Genomic DNA, 19,134 nt, shown 5'->3' with positions numbered 1-19,134 from the left:
AGTGAAGCGGTAGCCTTCTTTTACTACCGTGACCCGATAAGTCTGGCCTTCCTCCAGCGCCGCTTTTACTTGGTACGTGCGGCCGCCGTCGCTGCTCACAACGTCCGAGACTACAGCCCCGCCACTTAAACTGATGTCACCTGCGGTCAGTCCGTCCACGGCTGGTGTCAACGTTAGCGTGAAGCCTGTTGGCTTCGCGTCGCTGACTGTGCCCGTCACCTGAACTGGTGCCCGCACCTCGTTAACAGTAAATACGTAACCTTCTTTGGTTACTTTGACCGGATAAGCAATGCCTTCCTGAATAGCGGCATGGATCCGGTAGGTCGTTCCGCCATCTGCAGATACGGCGTCCGTTACTGCCGGTCCGCCTTCCAGAACGATCATTTCTTTTTCCAATCCCGCCACGGCGGGAGTCAGCGTCAGCGTAAATCCTGTGGAATCCGCCCCGCTTACCGTTCCGGCAATTTGAATCGGCGCAGGGACCGCCACATCGCCAACTTGGAATAAATACCCGGTTTTGTTCACCTGCAGCGGATAGGTCATTCCCGCCTGCAGGGCAGCCGTCACCCGGTAAGTCGAGCCGCCGTCATCGCTCTGCAGTCCGGTGACCGTCACCGTCCCATTCCCAAGCACCAGATCGGCAGCGGTCAATCCGCTAACCGGCTTGTCGAGAGACAACGTAAAGCCCTTTGTGCTCACGCTGCTGACTGAGGCCCGAACCTCTACTGTCCCTCCGGACAATTGGGCAGTATACGCCGCCCCTCCGCCTCCGACAAGGTGGAACTTGTTATTAATTAGCGTTATTTTTGCCAGATTGGCGCCTTCTGGAAGGTTCTCGGGGATCCAGTTCACGCCGTCTTCGGACGAAACGGCTCCTGCCCCGGTGAGAGCCAAAAACCCGCCCGGGCCGTAGCTTACACTCGTGATCGGCTGATCCACTGGCGACAGAGTAAGCGGTGACCAGCTAACGCCGTCGGTTGAAGCCAGGTTGACCGGGCCATACAGCTCCCAAGGTTCCTCGTCCAGCGAGGTGTAATAGCTGCCGTATACATAATATTTTCCATTTGCAAACACCAGGTCCGTAAACAGCGTATCCGGATGAACCTCCGGCGAAACCTTGGTCCAGCTTAAGCCATTTACCGAGGCGTAAATTTCATTACTGTTCACAGCAACAAACTTGCCGCCCCCAAAAATCACCCTGCCAAACGGCTTATCCGCTGTTTGCAGGCGTTGTTCCCAGTTCAGGCCACCGTCGGCTGAGGTAACAATAAGCCCTGCATCGCTTACTGCGACCAGTGTGCTTCCATCCATCGCGACATCCGTAAACAAGCCGCTATTCGCGGGCAATCCGGGAACTTCCGACCAACTAAGCCCATCCGGAGAGGTCAAAATTGCATTCCGGCCGAGCGCCATGAAACGTGTACCGGTATAAATCACATCCGACAATTCACGGACACCATTCAATTCAACCGGTTCCCAGTGATAAAAATCCGGCGAAACGGCGGCATACCCGCCACCGGCAGCCGAGCCTACCGCAACATATTGACCGGCCCCATAAGCCGCGCCGCTGAAGTTGCCCACCGCTGTACGCCAGTTTGTACCATCGGACGACACGATGATTCCGTCATTCCCGACAGCAACCAGCTTGCCGCCTCCGGCAGCAAATCCCTGGAGCACGTTGCCCGAATTCGTCTGCACAGGCGTCCACTCGCCCGGTACAGCGCTGCCTGTCGACGAAGCGTACATTTTATTATTGATGAGGACATATTTTCCGTTGTAAAAAACAGCCCCGGCGTCAACCCCGCCCCCGAGCTTCATGATCGGCCAGCTTGCGGAAGCGGCATCCGCCGATACCAGCGTTTCCCCGTAAGAAGTACCGGCGATAAACTTGCCGTTCACAAAGGACACGTAGTTAATAATGGTCCATTCGTAGCCGCCCTTGATCTGCACCTTGCTCCAGTTCACAAGATCGCTGGAGACGAGAATCGCGGAATCCGATGCGGCATAGGATACGGCGTATTTTCCATTTCCGTAAGTGATCTCCGTAAGATACAAATCGAAGCCCAAGTTCGCTTTTAACGGAATTGTGCTTTTGGTCCATGTCATGCCGTCGTCAGACTGCAAAACCAAACCTTTATTTCCCACTGCGACAAACTTGCCGTTCAAATAATCAACGTCCGAAATCGTTTCCGTTGTCCCGGAAACCCGCTGCGTCCAGGTTCTGCCGTCGGTCGAAGTCTTGATGGTACCCTTCGAACCGGTCAGCACAAACAGCCCGTTCGCATACGTGGAGCCGTAGTAAAACAAATCCGACTCATACGTTCCAACAGGCTCCCACTTCAGCCCGTCGGCCGACCGGGCGATATTGCCGTAATAACCGCCGGCCACATAGGCGCCCGCGTCCCCGCTGTAGGCTGCCGTCATGTAAATCAGCGAGGGCAGACCCGGTGTTCCTTCAAACTGCGCTCGCCCCCCGGGCGGTACCGAACCTGCGCCATACGCGACGGGCACAGCCAACTGGGCCAGTAACGTCACGGCCGCCAGCATGACGGCCAGCGCTTTTTTCCATTTTTTGTACATAGAAACTCTCCATTTCCGAAGAATTTTTCAGGCAACCGCACAGCCCGAAAGTTTGGATTTTATAGCAGGTTGCAGAAGGATTAGGTAAGTTCAGCTTATTGCCCTTCCGCTTTCGTACTTGTGAGCTAAGCATTATATCGGAACAGCTCTTGTCTTAATGAAGAATCACAAAAAAAGATATTCAAAAATTTAAGCAGCCCGGGTTCACCCGGGCTGCCTGCTGCGATAACCTATTAAAATTACTCAGTTCTAATCAAGCATTTTTGCCAGCATGACCGCCGCTTCGGCGCGGGTCACCGGCTTCTTCGGCATAAACTTGCCGCCGCCCAGACCGTTGATCAGACCGGCTTTTTTCGCGGCGCTTACTGCATCCGCCGCCCAGCCGGAGACATCCTTCATGTCGGTGAACGGCACAGCCGCTGCTCCGCTGCCCGAAGCCGTTCCGGAGGCGGGATTTCCAGCCGGCTGCTCCCGCAGCTTCATCAGAATGACCGCCGCTTCCTCGCGGGAGACGGGATCAAGCGGACGGTAGCTGCCGTTATACCCGCTGACGAGTCCAAGCTCCGCAGCGCGGGCCACATAACCGGCGTAATAAGCGTTCGCAGGCACGTCGCTGAATGCAGCGGTGCCGTCAGCGGAACGTCCCGGCTCCAGCAGCTTCACGGCAAGCACGGCAAAGTCCGCGCGGGTAAGGGAAGCATTTGGTGCAAAACGGTCATCCGACACGCCGGTTGCCACATGCTTGGCCGCCAATTTGCGGACGGATTCCTCCGCCCAGTGCCCGGCCAAATCTTTGAAGCTCTTGCGGTATTCCAATACGGCAAAATCCGAGAAACCTGCCGTCCGGAAGCTCACCCCGTCCGGACGGAATGAACCGCCAAGATACTCGGCGTTGCTGCCGTTCAGGCGGTAGACGCCCGCATAATCGGCATTCACGGCCGCAGCCTGCTGCGGAGTGAACGCGACGTTCACCGTCACCGGCTCGCGGAACACGGTCAGCCGCTCCGTCTGTCCGCCAGTGCGCAGCTCAAGCGTCATCGTATACACGATGCCGCGGTCTGTCAGCGCACTGCTGCCTTGAGCGGCCGCTGCAGCAGCCTTCCGCGCTGCGTCAGCGCCTGCGCGGAAGGTCAGCACGGCTTCGCCTGCGGCGCCCGCCTGTTCCAGCACAGCCGCGGGCAGCGTGATTTCCGCTCCGCCGGCGGCAATCCGGACGGCGCTGCCGCGGCTTGCCAGCGCGCGCAGGCCTTCGCCGGCCAGATGCAGCTCATACGCAGCTTCGCCCTGCGGCACCGGCACGCGGACCTCGACGGCCGCTCCGGCTGCTGCCCGCTCAGCGGCAGCCACGAGCTGCGCGCCGTCTACGCGGTAAGCCGCGCCGTCCGCCGCAGCGGTCACTGCACCCGGCGCAGCGGCCGCTGCCGGAGCGCTTGGCGCTGCCGACGCTTGTCCGGCGCCGCCGAAGCCGCCCGGCACCGATTGGCCCGGCGCCTGCGACGGTTGCTCGGACGGCTCGGCCGTCGGCGCCGGAGTCGGCGTTGCGCCATCGGACGGAACCGGTCCGGACGACGGCGATGGAGACGGCGTTGGTGTAGGTGTTGGTGTAGGCGTCGGTTCCGTTCCCGGCTCAAAATCGCCGGTCGTAAACGCCCACACCTCCGACACCGTCCGTCCGCCAAACTCATCTTCAGCCGCTGCGTACCATTCATATTCCGTATCCGGCTGCAATCCGGTCCATACTTGAGACGCTTCCGCGCCGCTTTCCGTGTTCACCGGCTCCCCGATCCGGGCGTCCGTATACACGTTTACGCCAAAATAATCGGTCGAGACGCGTTTCGTCTCCGGCTGCAAATCGAGGTCAATCACAAACTCGTCTTTGCCCGGATGCTCCGCCGGCTCATAGAAGTTATAATCGTCCAGATACGGCGAGTAGGTTTCCACATAGATTTTGTTGTTTGCCGCATCCACCTTCAGCAGCCGGATGTAACCCAGTCCGCCTTCCGGCGCGCCCTGGTAATCGGCCAGCATCTGATAAACGTTCCGGTCGTTTACCCCATCGCCGTTGTCGTCGATTCCGCTGACGAGCAGCTCGGAATCGTGGTAGTGGCCGGATAACGCAGCGATCACGTTTTTATTCGGCACGATGACTTGTTCAAACACCTGGTCCGCAATCGGCGCACGGTTGCCGGAGACAAGCAGATATTCGTGCATGTTGATGATCGCTTTGCGGTTCGGGTGTTTTTTCAGCACCGCGTTCATCCAGTCAATCTCTTCGTCAGCCAGCCCCCAGCCCATGTAAATCATGATGTAGTCGTTGCCGCCGGCGGAGATCAGGTCGTAGTGGCCCATGTTATTTTTGTAGGATTCGCCGTAATACGGCTTGTCCTTGAAGCGCGCTTCCCCGTAATGATCCCAATAATAACTGTAATCCCCGTATTGGCTGAGCACGTCGTGGTTGCCCGCCAGTACGCCGTAAGGAATGTTGGCATCTTCAAGCACTTTCATGTTTTTGTTGGCAACATCCCACTGGTACGGCTTGTCGGCTTCATCAACGATATCTCCCGTATGGAAGACGTATTTGATGTTCATAGCTTCCTTGTTGTCCGCGATCCAGTTAACGATATCTTCAAAAATATACGGATAGCTCTCCGCGTAATACTGCGTGTCCGAAATCCAGGCGAAGGAATAGTCATAGTCTTCACGCGGTTTCGGCCCCGCCGCTGCCGGCTGCGGTGCAATTTCATCCTGCACCATCACGTGGATCACATTGCCGTCGCGGTATTCACCGGCGGTAACGGATGCGCCCAGCTCAAAATCCTCCGTGCCCGCGATAATCTCATCCAGCGGTTTCCATGCCTGTGCCGCCGGACTCCAGGCGTACAGCGACACCTTTCGGCCTTCCAGCGAAGCGCCGGACCAGGAAATCTCCACCCGGTCGGTGTCTTTGACCGACTCGTTCAGCTTCACCTCGAACCGCTGGTACGGGAACTGCTCGACGGAATCATCCGTCAGATATTGGCCGTCTTTGGCCGCGATCAGCTTGTAGTCCTCCGCTCCAAAGCTGCTTTCTCCGCCCGGCACCAGCGACTTTGGCGGTTCAGTATCGCTTGCTCCGCGGTACGCGCCAAGGGTCTCCGGACGTGTAGCGTCCGCTTTAAAGCCGCGGTAGAACGTTGTCGTCAGCGCATCGCCCATCGGGTCGGCTACTCTTACGCGCAGCCCGGCTTCGCTGCCGAGCCCGGTCTGCCGGTCGTCCGGCGCTACCCGTTCAGGCGCAAGCGGCAGCTCGTCGGGCACCGTAAAGACGACCTCCCGCTGCGATTTGTTGCCCGCACGGTCAACCGCGGTGAATTCCACGCGGTGCTCGCCGCTTTTTAACTCATAGGAAGCGGTCTGGTGCGGAAGGGTCACAGATTCACCGTCCAGCTTCGCCGTCAGCTCGGCCAGTCCGGCAATGCCGTCGGTCACCTTGGCGTCAATAAGAATGCCGCCGCGGTATTCACGGCCCGATTCCACACTTGGCTCAATGACCGGTGCCGTGTTATCCACCTGAATTTCCGCCGACGCCGCACGTCCTGCCTGCTCTACTGCAACGGTATGCTTACCGTCCGCCAGTTTGCGGGTATCCAGCTTGTACGTCAGGGAAGTCAACTTCTCTTTCGGCAGGTTAAACGAAAAGTCCAGGAATTCATGTTTGCCCGCGGAATCGCCCATTTGCAGCTCTTTTTCACGGTCGCTGAATTTAGGGTCGTAAATTTCAGTACCGTCCGCCAGCACCAGACGCACATTGCGGATCGTAAAATCGTCTTTGTTCTCCTCAGGCCGGTCGTCAAATGGAGACGTTTTGGAGCCGGCGCGGATCGAAATCACATTGTCCCCTTCACGCAGCCGGTCGGCCTGCATCGGTACGGTCAACGTGGTGTACTGATTGATCGGGTCCTGGAAGGTGTACAGGATTTCGTCGCCGATCGTGACGCCATTTTTGAAATAGTAGTTAACACCGGTCACATCAAAGGCAAAATAAGCGTCATTTTCCAGGGAGGTAAACGTGTCCGTCAGCGCTTCCCCGTCCAGCTTCAGGGCCAGCTCGCCCGGCGATCCCTGCTCCGCTGTTCCTTTCAACAGCGTTTCGCCGGTCAGCACTGCGCCGGCCTCTACATTCAAACGGAGCGCGGAGGTGTCCCGGCCGCCTGTGATGGTGAGCTTGCGTTTCTCCGAGACGGTCTCGTTGGTTCCGTCGGATACGGCGTAATAATATTCGATATACGATTTGCCAATCAGCTCCGGCGAATACAGCTTGTGGTGATACAGGCCGTCGTTATAGCTCTCCGCAAGATAACGTTTGGTGAACTCGGTTTGCCGGTCATTCCGGTAATAAAGCGCGACCGTTTTTACCCCGATGTCGTCCTTGGCGTCCGCCAGCAGCTCGACGTCCTTGGACTGGTCGATAGCAGCAGGCGACAGGTTGCTTAGCGTCGGCGCGTGCTTGTCCTCGGGGACAGGCACGCGTGTGGCCGGAATCTGGGCCGGATCCACCGTGCCCGGCGTTGCCGGCAGCAGTCCCGCGCTGTATTTGATCATCGCGGTGGTGCCGTCCGTCGGCGCCTTGTAGAAAATCCCTTTGTCCGGCTGGGTTTCCTCGTTGTTGTCGTATGAGGCCACGGAAATTTCTTTTCGCGTATTGGTTGCAATCAGTATGCCGCGGTCCCCGCCATTGGCCATCCCGCCGCTGTATACGCGGAAAATATCCTTGTTCTCCACCAGCTGCGTGGAGTAATTAGCGTTGAAATCCGCCACGGTGCTGTGCGTATTTTCCGCATTGATTACCCAAAAAACCAGCGTCTGACCAGAGGCGATCATCATATCCTCCCGGTCCGTCGGCCAAACGACGTCCGCATCCGGTCCTGAAGAAGTGTAGCGGTACATCAGCTTGTAGTCCTTCAGATTAATCCCGCGGTCTGAATTGTTGTAGATTTCGATAAATTCATAGCCGTCCGCACCGCCGACATTGGCCGAGTCCGGTACCAGCTCCGTTACCAGCAGCTGGGGGGCTTTGGCGTCGTCCGCTCCCGGAAGCTTGACGGATACGGAGTAAACCGGCGTCGACTTTTTGTTGCCCGCCTGATCCGCCGCTTCGATCCGGTATTCCAGCAGCGCTGCGGTTAACTCCGCTTTTGGAATGGAAGCGGAGTATACTTCTCCCGCTCCAGCTTCCATCGGCAGCTTGCGGAAGTCGGTTTCGCCCGCGTTCCGGTAGTATACGGCGGCCGTCACGGTCGGCAGCTCGTCCTTGATCACTGCCGCAAGCTTCAGGTCATTGCGCGCATCGGCCGATACCGCCGGGTCATGCGTAATTTCCGGCGGCAGATCAGCCTGATCCGGAGCGGTAACCGGAACCGGAGGCACTTGGGACACGTCTACCGTCCCTGGCGTAGCAGGAACGGTGCCGGTGCCGTCCAGAAGCTCCATTTCAGTTGCGCCGCTCGGTGCGTACCGGTAAAAAACGCCTTTGTCCGGCTTAGTCTGATCGTCGTTTTGGTAGGAGGCAATGCTGACTTCCTTGCCGCCCGCATCCTTCAGCACAAGCGACCGGGGTCCGGCGTTGGACAGGCCGCCGCCGCCCTCGACACGGAACAGATTTACGTTTTCAGTAAGGCTTGTCTGGAAGTTGGCGTTGAAGTCCGCCGCCGTCAGCGCGTTGTTTTTGCCGTTCATCACCCAAAGGGCCACCGCGCTCTGCGGCGGAATAACAGCGTCTGCCGGCGCGCCGGTTACCGGCCACTGGGCATCGCTGCCGTTATTGCGGTAAGCAAGCGTGTAGTCGGACAGCTTCCGCGGCTTGTCCGTGTTGTTATAAATCTCGACGAACTCGTACGCATCCGCACCCGCGATATTTGCGGTATCCGGCACAAGCTCCGTGATCATCATCCGGGGCAGGCGGTCATATTCGCCGCTATCCGGACGCTGCACGTTCACCGTATAGGTATCCGTGTTCACCGTATGCTGCGAATCCCTCGCTTCTATGTAATATTGCAGCGTTGCGCCGCCAAGCGCCGCGGCCGGAATTTCGGCGGTGTATTCGCCGCCCGCCGCACCGTTCATGCCGGTCCAGGCATAAGAGCCGGCAGTGTCGGCGCGGTAATAAACGGCTGCCGTCACCGTTTCGCTGCCGTATACCGAGCCGGTGACACTAGCATCGGGATTGCGGATGAACGCCTTCACCGCAAGCGCCTGGCCGGAAGCCGCAGCCGGAACCGCAGTATGCGTGATTTCCGGAGGCAGGTTGGTGTATTCGCCGCCGGCTGGCGGTGAGTCTAGCTGGCCGGGTTCCGCCCGTCCGGGAGACGGCGCGCCTTTAACTGCATATTTGGCTTGTCCGTCCGGTGTCATCTCCAGGGAATAATGAACGCCCAGTCCCGCTCCAATCTCTTCTTTAAAATAAGTGCCGCCCGCAATATCCGCGCCTTGTCCGTCCCGGATCACAATCGCCCGGTTGCCGCTGTTGTAAAAACCGTCAAAGCCCTTCAGTTCAATCAGCTCACCGGAGCCGAGTGACGTGCCGTATTTCTTGTTAAAATCGGCCGCCGTTTTGGGAGCCGCGGTATTGTTATTGTTCCAGACCACCAGCAGCTTGCCAGGCTCCACCACGGCATCCGGGAGCAGCATCGGCACATCCGGCTTGCTGCCGTCCGTGTAACGGTATATAAACGAATATTGGCTTAAGTGTACCGGAGCATCCGAAGCATTATACAGCTCAAAAAACTCAAAATCGTCCGCTCCCGATACATCCGGATGAATTTCGGTCATCACCAGTGCAGGCCGTTGTAGACCCGCCGGCTCGGCTCCTGCATAGGCTGGAACCATTCCCGTCAGCATACTCGCCAGCAGCAGTACCGGAATCCGGCGCTTCCGCCGCTTGCCTGTATGCTTCTTCTGTTGCGTCATCTTTTCCACTCCCAGGACTGTTATTTGCGAGGGCGGACCAGCCGCCTTGACATAACTCCCAATATAGCGCCTAAATGTTAACTCCGGGGCGTAAGTACGTTAACGCACGGTCAACTTGAGCAGCAAAAAAAGACCAGGCTCTCCGTTTGGGGGAACCTGGAATTTTTGTCCTATACTGTTTTCTCCTCTTCTGCTCTGTTCTGCTCTGTTCTGCTCTGTTCTGCTCTGTTCTGCTCTGTTCTGCTCTGTTTTGCTCTGTTTTGTCCTATCCAGCCCAGTCCCGTTCCGTTCTGCACAGCCTTTGGTCATGGCTGTCATTACATGCACAAGCTTAACCGAGAGGCGGCGAACCGCTGAGCTGTTTACGTTTAATACTGCGTCTTCAACCAATTCACCCGGTCCCAGTTCAGGCGTCCGGCACCGGAATTGCCCTCCAGCTTGCTCTGCAGTCCGGCCGGATCCTCTGGCGTGTAGGAATAGGGCAGACTCGTCATACCGGTCCAGGAAAAAGGAAGAATGCTCGCCGGCACCGGCGCTAGCGGGCTTCCGGCCGTGTCGCTGCCGCCGCGGAACACGCTGCCGTCCAGCGAATAGAGGGTGTCCACCGCTTTGATTTTACCCGTATAACGGGAATCGGAGGGGTCGGTCTGATTGTTGCGCAGCGGATACAAAACATCCGTAAACACCGACTTCTCCAGCAGTACGGCGCCGCCTTCCGTCGAGATGGCCCCGTTGTTCGTTACGCCAAACTTGTAGCCTTTGGCGGCAATGTTTGCGGCCATAGCCGGGGTAATCCGGCGGCTCGCCTCCCGCGCCGCGGAGTTGTCTGCGACGATATTGTAGACATGGGCGTTTCCGCCGCGAAGCCGGGGCAGCCGATCCTGAATATCGCGGTACAGGTTATGGTGCAGCGTGACCGACAAGCTTGGATTGTCCGAATCGAAGGAGGTCGCGCCGATCAGGTGCCCTTTTTTCTGGGAGCTGGCGATTGCCACAATGTCGGATTGACTCAGCCCTACCGTTCCCCGGAGATAGGCATACATCGGGTAAGCGGATTTGTTCGCTTCGAGCGCTGCAATCTGCCGGGACACCCAGCTGTTTGGACCCCGGTCGTCGCCGCGGAACAGGGACCAGGAGATGGTCAGGCCGGACGTTCCTTTTTTGGAATCCACAAGCCCGTCGTAGGCCTTATTGAACGTACAGTGGTCGATCCAGACCTTGCTGTCCTGTTCCAGCGTAATGTAGTCCCAGTCGTTTTTGTCGTAATCGCCTTTGGTCGCTTCATCCCACTCCCACAGCTCGTCGAACTCCAGGTTGCGGATGATAAGGCCCGAGGTCCGTTTGACCGTAAACCCGGCATGCTTGATTTTGGCTCCGTTTGCGGAAAAAATCGTCAGCCCGTCAAAACCGTCAATCGTAATTTTACTGACGCCTGTCTGCAGCAGAACCGGGTGAGTCAGCGGTTTATTGTTTTCCGAAAAAGGCGACACCTTCGCTTCAGCCGGAATTTCATTCCAGCCGAGGTTCAGGTCGTTCATGATTTCAACGACCTTGACGCCGGAGTTCCGCTTCAGGGCCTGCGCCAGGTCGGTGGCGTTGTACACCTTTTTGTATTTGGCGGTGTCGGTTTCGCTGACCAGTCCGCCGCCGGTTGTGCCTTCCCCGAAGCCGGTCAGCTTATACCCGGCAAGCGAGCCGGAAGGCGTGGGCAGGGCGCTGGGCGAAGGGACAGCGGACGGGCTTGGGCTTGGCTTCGGCGTTTGCGCAGCCGAAGCGGTAGGAGCTGGCGTCTGGGCGGCCGACGCCGAAGGAGCCGGCGTCACGCTAGGCGCAGGCGTCGGCTCCGCGCTTGGCAGCAGGGTCGGTGCCGGGCCTCCAGCGAAGCCCAGTGCGCCGATCGACACGCCGGACGGCGTGCCGGCGCCAATCAGGTCGCTGCCCGCGGCGAGCCGGAGGAAGCCGCCGAGGCGGATGGTTCCGTCCGCATCCCTGGTCACGGACGGCGTCAGGCTGATGAAGTCGGCATCGCTCGCAAGTAGACCCTTCGCATTGACGCTTTTGTTGTTTTTCCACCACACGTTGGAGCCGTCCACGTCAGTGCCGCTTGTTTTGTCGCTGGAGCTGCCCTGGTAAGACAGGTTGTTCGTGAACACATGCGTGCCCGCGTCAAACGCAAAGTTGCTTTGTCCGTTGTCCCAAGAAGTATTGTTGGTCATCCGGATCGAACCGGGATTGCTGTTGTAGGTGAAGCCGTGTTTCTTGTTCTGAAAGGCAATGCTGTTTTCGACGATATGGTTAACGCCGATTTTTTCGCCTCCAAGCTTGAAGCCGTTGCCGTCGCTGTTGCCGGTCGAGCTGCCGTCGGAGGTCTGGCCGTTATGGTAGGCGATGCTGTTGCGGATGGTGACCGTGCCAATCGGGCCGGTTTCCGATTTGGTATACAAATCCCAACCGTCGTCCGTATTCCAGGCCGCAACACAGTTCTCGAACACATTGCCCGGTCCGATCGTCAGCTTGGCTGCAAATCCGTCGGCATCTTCGCCGTTATCCGGGTCAAAATTGTCATGAGAGTACACGCCAATAATCCGGTTGTAGCTCGGCCAGTCCGCCATATCGTTCAGGCTTGAAGCGTACCGGCTGATTTGCAGCCCGGAATCGCGGTTATGGTGGGTCTCCACATTTTCGATCGTGTTATAATTGCCGCCGATAAAAATCCCGTTATCTCCCGCCCCGCGGACCTCCAACCCTTTTACATGCCAGTGGTGGCCGTAAATCTGCAGTCCGCGTTCAGCCGATCCAAACGGCTGGGCGAAGAAATCCAGCACCGGCTTCTCGCTGCCGTATGGCGCGAGGGTCTTGACTGCACCGGAGGTTCCGCTGTTATTGCGGTCGATAATGATCGTCGAGGAATAAGCATATACGCCTCCGCGCAGGTAGATCGTTCCGCCGGGTGCCACACGCGTAAGCGCGGCGGACAGGCTGGTTGGACTGCCCAGCGTACCAGGGCTGTTCGCGTCACCGTCAGGGGAGACGTACAGCGCTTTAACCGCAGGAGGCACCGTGGCCGACGGCGATGGACTTGGCGCAGCCGACGGCAGAACGGTTGGTGTCGGCGATGGTGCTGCGGATGGCTGTACGGATGGAGCAGGAGAAGGCTGAATGCTTGGTACGGCAGTGGGTGTGGATGTAGGTGTGGATGTTGGTATGGGTGTAGGTGTGACTATAGCTGTGGGTGCGGCTGAAGGTACGTTAGTGGGTGCGATGGATGGCTGTACGATGGGTGATGGCGCAATTGTCTGCGACGGAGCAGCTGTTGGCGTTGGCGCATTTGTCGGCGATGGAGCTGTGCTCGGCGTCGGTGTCGGCACGGAGCCGCCTGCATCCGAGACGATAACGTTGTCGAATTTGGCGGAAGTTTTATAGGCGACGAGCCCGATGCCTCCCGCGGTTAACGCCGCATCCTTGGCGGTCAGCTGTAGCTGTCCATTCACGTACATGGACAAATTGTCACCCTGCATCTCCAGCTTGACCTGATACCAGACGCCTTCTGTAACCGGGAGCGCCCGGGAGGATGCGAGCGTGGTGGTGGAACCGCCGGTTTTTTTACGGATTTCCAGCGTCCCCCCGTTTGCATTGGAGAGTGATGCGGCATAAAAATTATTCCCGTCGGCATACCTTCCCGCCACATACGTCCGGTTTGTTCCGTTAAAATTTTCGACTTTTACATCGGCTTCCACACAGTAGTTGGTCCAGGCCTGCTCCCCGGCGGAGGCGCGTCCTTCGCCCGTGCCCGACTGATAGTAGACCCGGGTGGTTCCGTCCTGTACAACGGACCATGTGCCTGAGGTCTGGGACCAGCGGTCCGCACCGCCCTCGAAATCATCACTGAACACGCCCGCCGCTTGCACGGACGGCGCTCCGCCAGGCAAAGCGCCCAGCAGCAGAGATGAAGTAAGCGCTAACACTAATCCAATCGACAACCCTTTTGACAGTTTCACGTTAACATTTCCTCCTATACTATTATGGAGTCTAATGCTTCTGTCCTTCCGCTAGGTGTAACCGGCACGGCACCGCCGCAAGCCCGGACCTCCCCTGCCCATTAGCGGCGGCAGATTATCCGGTCTTACGCGTATTCAGGGGTTTCACAGAATCCGAACTGCCTCTTTTCAAGGCTCATCCAGCTGCTTGGCATCTGACACTCCAATAACACTCCAGAACCACCGGAAAAACTCCCGCCTCCGCGGAATGCCATTATCCGCTGTTTTCGTGCTCCGCTACCCGTGGTCCGCTGCTCCCTTGGTCCGCTGCTCCCGTGCTTCGCTGTTTCCGTGGTTCGCAGCCCCCGCGCTTGCTGCTCCCGTGCTCCGCTGCGTCCATTCAGCCCTTCCGGCGGCATCCCCCCTTTCAAGCCCGGCCTTGCGGCCGGACTCCTTAAACGATCCAGGATTCAATCACAGATGCTCCATAATTCAATCACGAAGGTAACTCTTCCAAAAATCCGTTCCTGTAAACACACGGTCCATCCGCAATGAATCGTCCGTCTTCTCCGTGCAGACCGCCCAAGGCACCCGCTGTCCGGCCAAGTCCGCCGCATTATTTACTCCAAATTCCCGGTAGCGGACGGTGTGTTCATTGCCCACTTTACCCCAATTGTCCCAGCCCAACGGGTGTATATGGCTGTCCATCCGGCAGTTCACGAAATCGGTTTTGGCGAAGCTCCGCCAAGGACGGCCCAGATAAACTTCACCTGCTCCTACCTCGGCCGTCAGGTAACATTCGTTAAAAACATAACCATGCCCCGCCTCCTCCGGCGTAGAAGCAGCCGTGATATAACCGGGTCCCTCCGAACCCCTGCGCAGACTGACCAGCTCGCAGCGGTGGAAATAAGCTGTAGCTCCCCCAAAAATAAAATCAACCGTTCCCTCGATCCGGCAGTTCAGATACAGCTGACGGTAATGTTCATGCTCATGCGGATGAGGGAACCCTTCAAAAGGCAAACCATGTTTGGTGGCCGGGGGAAGCGGGCCAGTAAACAAAGTGTCCTGATGTCCTTTCAGCCTGCAGCTGCGAAAAACAGTTTCATCGCAGTAGGCGTAAACCGCAAGCGCCTGGCCAACCCCCTCTCCCTGCCCGGCGTCATTGGTAATGGTCAGATTGTCGATCAGCACCTTCCGCCCGCAGATGACTAAGGTTGCCGTCGCAAACGTGCCAATCTCCCGTCCCTGCGCATCAAGCTGCCGCGCATAACGGCCTGCCCGGATTTCCACCTCGCCAATTCCGCGGACGGTAACATCCGAACGGTTAATCTGCACATTTTCATGATAGACACCGGACAAAATGAGGACTTCAGCCGGACCGTCCGGCTTTTGTTCCAGCGCATCAACCGCTCCCTGGATCGTCGGGTAATCGCAAAATGATGCGGAGCCTACCAGCAGACTGGTTATTTCCTTACTTTTCATACATATACTTCCTCCTCAGCCGATAAAAAAGGCCCGGAAAAATGGATAGGTTCCTCCTTTTCGGGCCGCGCTCGGGTGTTTAGACGTGCTGCTCGCTGAGATCCTCGTTAGACGGCTCAATCGTCACCTGCTGCACGAGTTCTTCCGGCTTGCGTGTATTTCTCGACTCACAGCTTTCGAAAGTGACGGCTTCGCCGTTCTCAATGTAAAAGGCGGGGCCTTCGTGGTTCTCGATGGTCACCTCTCGGAAACGGATGTTCCGCACATTGCCGAGATAAAACCCTCTGTTGTTCATATCTTCGATTCCCGACATCATAGCGGGTTTGCCGGGGATAGCATTCTCCGCCATCGAAATATCGATATTGGCGAAGGTGATTTCCGAGACATACTGCTCCGCCAGACCGTACAGGAAGCCGGCAGCCGCATGCACATTGCGGGCGGTAATATCGGCAAAATGAATGCGCCGGAAGCACGGCGTTTCTTCAGTGACCGGATACGGATTTTTGTCCCATACGTATTTGTCTTTGCCTTTTGGGCCGCAGAAATAATACAGGTTCATGATGAACGGGCAGATCACGTCTTCCATCACGATGTTGCTGACCCGGATATCTTCCACGGTGCCGCCGCGCCCGCGTCTTGATTTCAGGCGGATGCCCCGGTCGGTTTGTTTAAAAATACAGTTGCTGATCGTCACATTACGGATGTCCCCGCTCATTTCGCTGCCGAGCACAACGGCGCCATGGCCGTGAATCATCGTACAGTTGGTGATGGTGATGTTCTCGCACGGTACACGTTCCGCCGTATCCTCGGTGCCCGCTTTAATTGCGATACAGTCATCACCCACATCGATGTGGCAGTTGCTGATCCGCACGTTGACGCAGGACTCGGGATCAATGCCGTCGGTGTTCGGCGAATCGGCCGGGTTGTAGATGGAGACATTGTCCACCGTAACGTTGTCGCACAAAATCGGATTGACCGTCCAGCTTGGCGAGTTGGTCAGCTTCACATCTTTAATTGTTACGCGGCGGCAGCTGTCGAAGCTGATCAGCTTCGGCCGGGGATACTGCAGCTGCTCCCGGCGGTTGCGGAACAAATCCCACCAGGCCGCCCCGTCGCCGTCCAGCGTACCGCTGCCCGTAATCGCGATGTTTTCCAAGTCCATGCCAAAAATACAGGAAGCATACACCTCACGCTTCACGCCTTCCCAGCGGGAGGTGACGACCGGGTAATCCGCCGGATTGGTGCTGAAGCGCAGCACTGCTCCCGGGCTCAAATGCAGTTCAATGTTGCTTTTCATAAAAACCGCTCCGGTCCGGTAGGTGCCGGACGGGATGTAGACGGTTCCCCCTCCAGCCTGGCTCGCCGCCTCAATGGCGGCATGGATCGCTTCGGTCGACAGGCTGCCGCTGTTTTTTTGCGCGCCGTAATCTTCGATATTAAACATACTCACGTTCTCTGATTCGCTCCTTCCAAGGGATATTCTCTATTAATCGCTGCCTCTATTAACTGCTTTCTATTAACAGCCTTCTATATACCAGTCTTCTATTAACTGCTCTCGCTTAAGCCTTCGACGATTGGCCCGCAGCAGCGGCCTCCGGGGTCAACTCCACTTCTCCGCAAGCCTGGAGGAAAGCGCCGACGCCTTTTTGGTCATTGGTGATAATCGGTTCACTGATGTAATACTCGTACGTTCCGTCCCGACGGTCTGCGCCGCCCAGTCCGGCAACCTGGCAGTTTTTGTTCAGGTTAACCAGGCCTTCTTTTGTTACGGTAACGAATTCCGTAATAATTCCGTTGTAGGCGCGTTCCAGCGTCTGCTTCCATTCGTTTTCCTCAAGCACACCCAACCGGATGCCTTTTGCCATTGCATACGTGAACATACTGGAGCAGGAAGCTTCCAGGTAATTGCCTTTGCGGCCTCCTTGATCAACAACCTGGTACCAGACGCCGGTTCCGGCATCCTGGTATTTGCGGACCGCAGACAGCGTATCGTTCAAAATCCGCACCAGCGTACCGTAGTCCTTGTGCTCTTTGGGCAGCAGCTCCAGCACATCAGCCAGCGCCATCACAAACCAGCCAAGCGAACGTCCCCAGAAGTTTGGAGACAGACCCGTTTCGGGATCGCACCACGGCTGCTCCCGTTTCTCGTCCCAGGCATGGAACAGCAGGCCGGTTTTCTCATCCTTCGTATGCTTTTCGCACAAAATAAACTGCTTGGTCACATCCTCCAGCCCTTCGCCATTCTCGAAGGTAAGCAGATATTCCAGATAAAACGGTGAGCCCATATACAGGCCGTCGAGCCAGATTTGATACGGGTAAATGTTTTTGTGCCAGAAGGCGCCTTCGGAAGTGCGGGGATGGGTTCTCAGCTGGTCCCGGAGTTCATCCGCAGCTTTGCGGTAACGTTCGTCGCCTGTCTCCTTGTACAGCAGGAACAGCAGCTTGCCGTTGTTGATATGGTCAATGTTATATTCATCTTTGCGATATTTCTGGACCGTGCCATCCTCCTGCACAAAATGATCCATCGTGTCCTTGATATACTCCAGGTATTTAGCGTCTCCCGTACGTTTCCACAGCAGTTCAAAGCCTTTCAGCACCACGCCGTAGTCATACGACCATTTCTGGTTATACCCTTTATCCTCATACAAATGCGGCAGACGTGTCATAATTGAATCCGCAGTGCGGATCGCCCATTTTGTAGTTGTCACAATTGTTGCCCTCCCAAAACGCAATAGTTGATTACCCTCTATCAAAAAATCCAGGATGTATCGCCGTCAAAACACGCTTCCAGCGTGTACGCCTCCAGCTCTTTTTCACTCATCCGTCTGGACCAGGCGGTACGTCCGGCATCATTTGCTCCGGGACCATGCGATCCCGCTTCTCCATAGCGGACGGTCGTCCAGGCGCTGGCTTTGTCCCAGTCGTGCCAGCCCTCCCGGCGGATATGGCCGCCCATTTCACAATCGATAAACACCGTTTTTGCATAGTCGCGCCACGGTCTTCCCAAATATACGGAATCCGGTCCGGCCTCCCCGGTCAGCAGGCAGTTGCGGAACACAAACCCGGTCCGCTTATCCACAGGCGTTGCTGCGGCTGTAATGTATCCGTTGATTTCCTTGCCCTTGTCGAGGCTGATGATCGTACAATCCTCAAACCAGGCTGTGGCCGAGCCAAAAATAAAATCAATATCCCCAATAATAGTGCAGCCGGCAAAATAGTTGCGTGCGGTGCGGTTGTTCTCCTGCTCTTTAGGTCTGCCGAGATAAAGCGTATCCTGCTCCCCGATAAACGTGCAGCCGTAAAAAGCGACCCGGTCCGCATCCACATACAGCGCCACCGCTTGGGCCACTCGTTCGCTTGGACCGGCTGAATTGACAAAGGTGATATTCTCCACCTTAACGTTGTCGCCGGTAATATAAGTGCTGGCCGAGCCGTAGGTCCCGACCGGGTTCCCGTCCTCCCCAGGCTTGGCGGCATAATCATCGTACCTGAACACCACTTCTCCTTCTCCGCGGAGATGAAGATTGGGTTTGTTGATTCGCAGCTTCTCCGTATAGGTTCCCTGCCGGACCGTAATCACCGTCCGGTACGGCGCATGCTCCGGAATGCTGTCCACCGCGGCCTGCACCGAGTCAAAATTCCCGCCAGCGCGACTTACCACAAGTTCGTGTTCCGGCTGTGTGCTGTTCGTCTGTGTGCCGTCCGGCTGTATGCTGTCCGTCTGTGTCCTGTTCTTATGTGCACTCTCACTCAGTGTGCTGTCCATATGCTCACATTCTGCCAATTTACGTTCCATCTGCTCACCTTACATTTCCGGTTCAAATTCAGGCGCCCCGCTAAAGTGCCGCAAAGCAGGCGCCGTTCCGCTGCTGTGCGCCCGTTCAACTGCACCAGCGTCGTTCCCACTACACAGCGCCCGTTCCACTGCACTGCTTCCGTGCCACTGCAAGGCACCGTTCCACTGCACGGCGTCGTTCCACTGCACCAACACCGTTCCGCTGCACAGCGCTCGTTCCGTTGCACTGCGTCCGTGCCACTGCAAGGCACCGTTCCACTGCACAGCGCTCGTTCCGTTGCACTGCGTCCGTGCCACTGCAAGGCACCGTTCCACTGCACAGCGGTCCCACCCTTTGCGGGGTGGGACCTTGTG

9 protein-coding genes and 2 pseudogenes are annotated in these 19,134 nt (G+C 57.3%); all 11 read right to left on the bottom strand.

Going from position 1 to position 19,134, the window contains the following annotated elements; all coding sequences use genetic code 11:
- On the bottom strand, positions 1 to 2,580 hold a 2,580-nt coding region (locus ACE6ED_RS27820), incomplete at its 3' end, for a hypothetical protein (protein ID WP_410830707.1).
- Positions 2,581 to 2,829: 249 nt separating this feature from the next.
- Positions 2,830 to 9,525: an S-layer homology domain-containing protein gene (locus tag ACE6ED_RS27815; protein ID WP_410830706.1), complete on the bottom strand. Its 6,696-nt coding sequence runs from the start codon at positions 9,523 to 9,525 to the stop codon at positions 2,830 to 2,832.
- Positions 9,526 to 9,893: 368 nt separating this feature from the next.
- Positions 9,894 to 11,348 (bottom strand): pectate lyase family protein, encoded by a 1,455-nt coding sequence (locus ACE6ED_RS27810; protein WP_458782643.1) that lies wholly within the window; start codon positions 11,346 to 11,348, stop codon positions 9,894 to 9,896.
- A 66-nt stretch (positions 11,349 to 11,414) separates the two neighbouring features.
- Positions 11,415 to 12,623, bottom strand: a pseudogene (locus ACE6ED_RS27805) (right-handed parallel beta-helix repeat-containing protein); the annotation flags it as partial.
- A 297-nt stretch (positions 12,624 to 12,920) separates the two neighbouring features.
- A pseudogene (locus tag ACE6ED_RS27800) lies at positions 12,921 to 13,418 on the bottom strand (family 16 glycoside hydrolase); the annotation flags it as partial.
- Between the two features lie 381 nt (positions 13,419 to 13,799).
- Positions 13,800 to 13,976 carry a hypothetical protein gene (locus ACE6ED_RS27795; protein WP_410830705.1) on the bottom strand — a complete coding sequence of 59 codons (177 nt, stop codon included), beginning with the start codon at positions 13,974 to 13,976 and terminating at the stop codon, positions 13,800 to 13,802.
- A gap of 18 nt (positions 13,977 to 13,994) precedes the next feature.
- Complete coding sequence (locus tag ACE6ED_RS27790) at positions 13,995 to 14,960, bottom strand: pectinesterase family protein (RefSeq protein ID WP_410830709.1); 966 nt, start codon at positions 14,958 to 14,960, stop codon at positions 13,995 to 13,997.
- Between the two features lie 103 nt (positions 14,961 to 15,063).
- Positions 15,064 to 16,428: a glycoside hydrolase family 28 protein gene (locus ACE6ED_RS27785; RefSeq protein ID WP_410830708.1), complete on the bottom strand. Its 1,365-nt coding sequence runs from the start codon at positions 16,426 to 16,428 to the stop codon at positions 15,064 to 15,066.
- Positions 16,429 to 16,543: 115 nt separating this feature from the next.
- Entirely contained in the window at positions 16,544 to 17,692 is a 1,149-nt protein-coding gene (locus ACE6ED_RS27780; protein WP_410830704.1) for a glycoside hydrolase family 88/105 protein, read from the bottom strand.
- Between the two features lie 41 nt (positions 17,693 to 17,733).
- Positions 17,734 to 18,780: a pectinesterase family protein gene (locus ACE6ED_RS27775; protein WP_410830703.1), complete on the bottom strand. Its 1,047-nt coding sequence runs from the start codon at positions 18,778 to 18,780 to the stop codon at positions 17,734 to 17,736.
- Positions 18,781 to 18,789: 9 nt separating this feature from the next.
- Positions 18,790 to 19,077: a hypothetical protein gene (locus tag ACE6ED_RS27770; protein ID WP_410830702.1), complete on the bottom strand. Its 288-nt coding sequence runs from the start codon at positions 19,075 to 19,077 to the stop codon at positions 18,790 to 18,792.
- Between the last annotated feature and the right edge of the window lie 57 nt (positions 19,078 to 19,134).

This window comes from Paenibacillus nanchangensis (genome assembly GCF_046543445.1).
Lineage (GTDB): Bacteria > Bacillota > Bacilli > Paenibacillales > Paenibacillaceae > Paenibacillus_AQ > Paenibacillus_AQ nanchangensis.
This window is presented reverse-complemented; position numbering and strand designations above follow the sequence as displayed.

What these genes read in the sequence shown, in the direction of transcription:
- ACE6ED_RS27815 (WP_410830706.1), bottom strand. Translation starts at nt 9,525, where the DNA reads ATGACGCAACAGAAGAAGCATACAGGCAAGCGGCGGAAGCGCCGGATT.
- ACE6ED_RS27785 (WP_410830708.1), bottom strand. Translation starts at nt 16,428, where the DNA reads ATGTTTAATATCGAAGATTACGGCGCGCAAAAAAACAGCGGCAGCCTG.
- ACE6ED_RS27775 (WP_410830703.1), bottom strand. Translation starts at nt 18,780, where the DNA reads ATGGAACGTAAATTGGCAGAATGTGAGCATATGGACAGCACACTGAGT.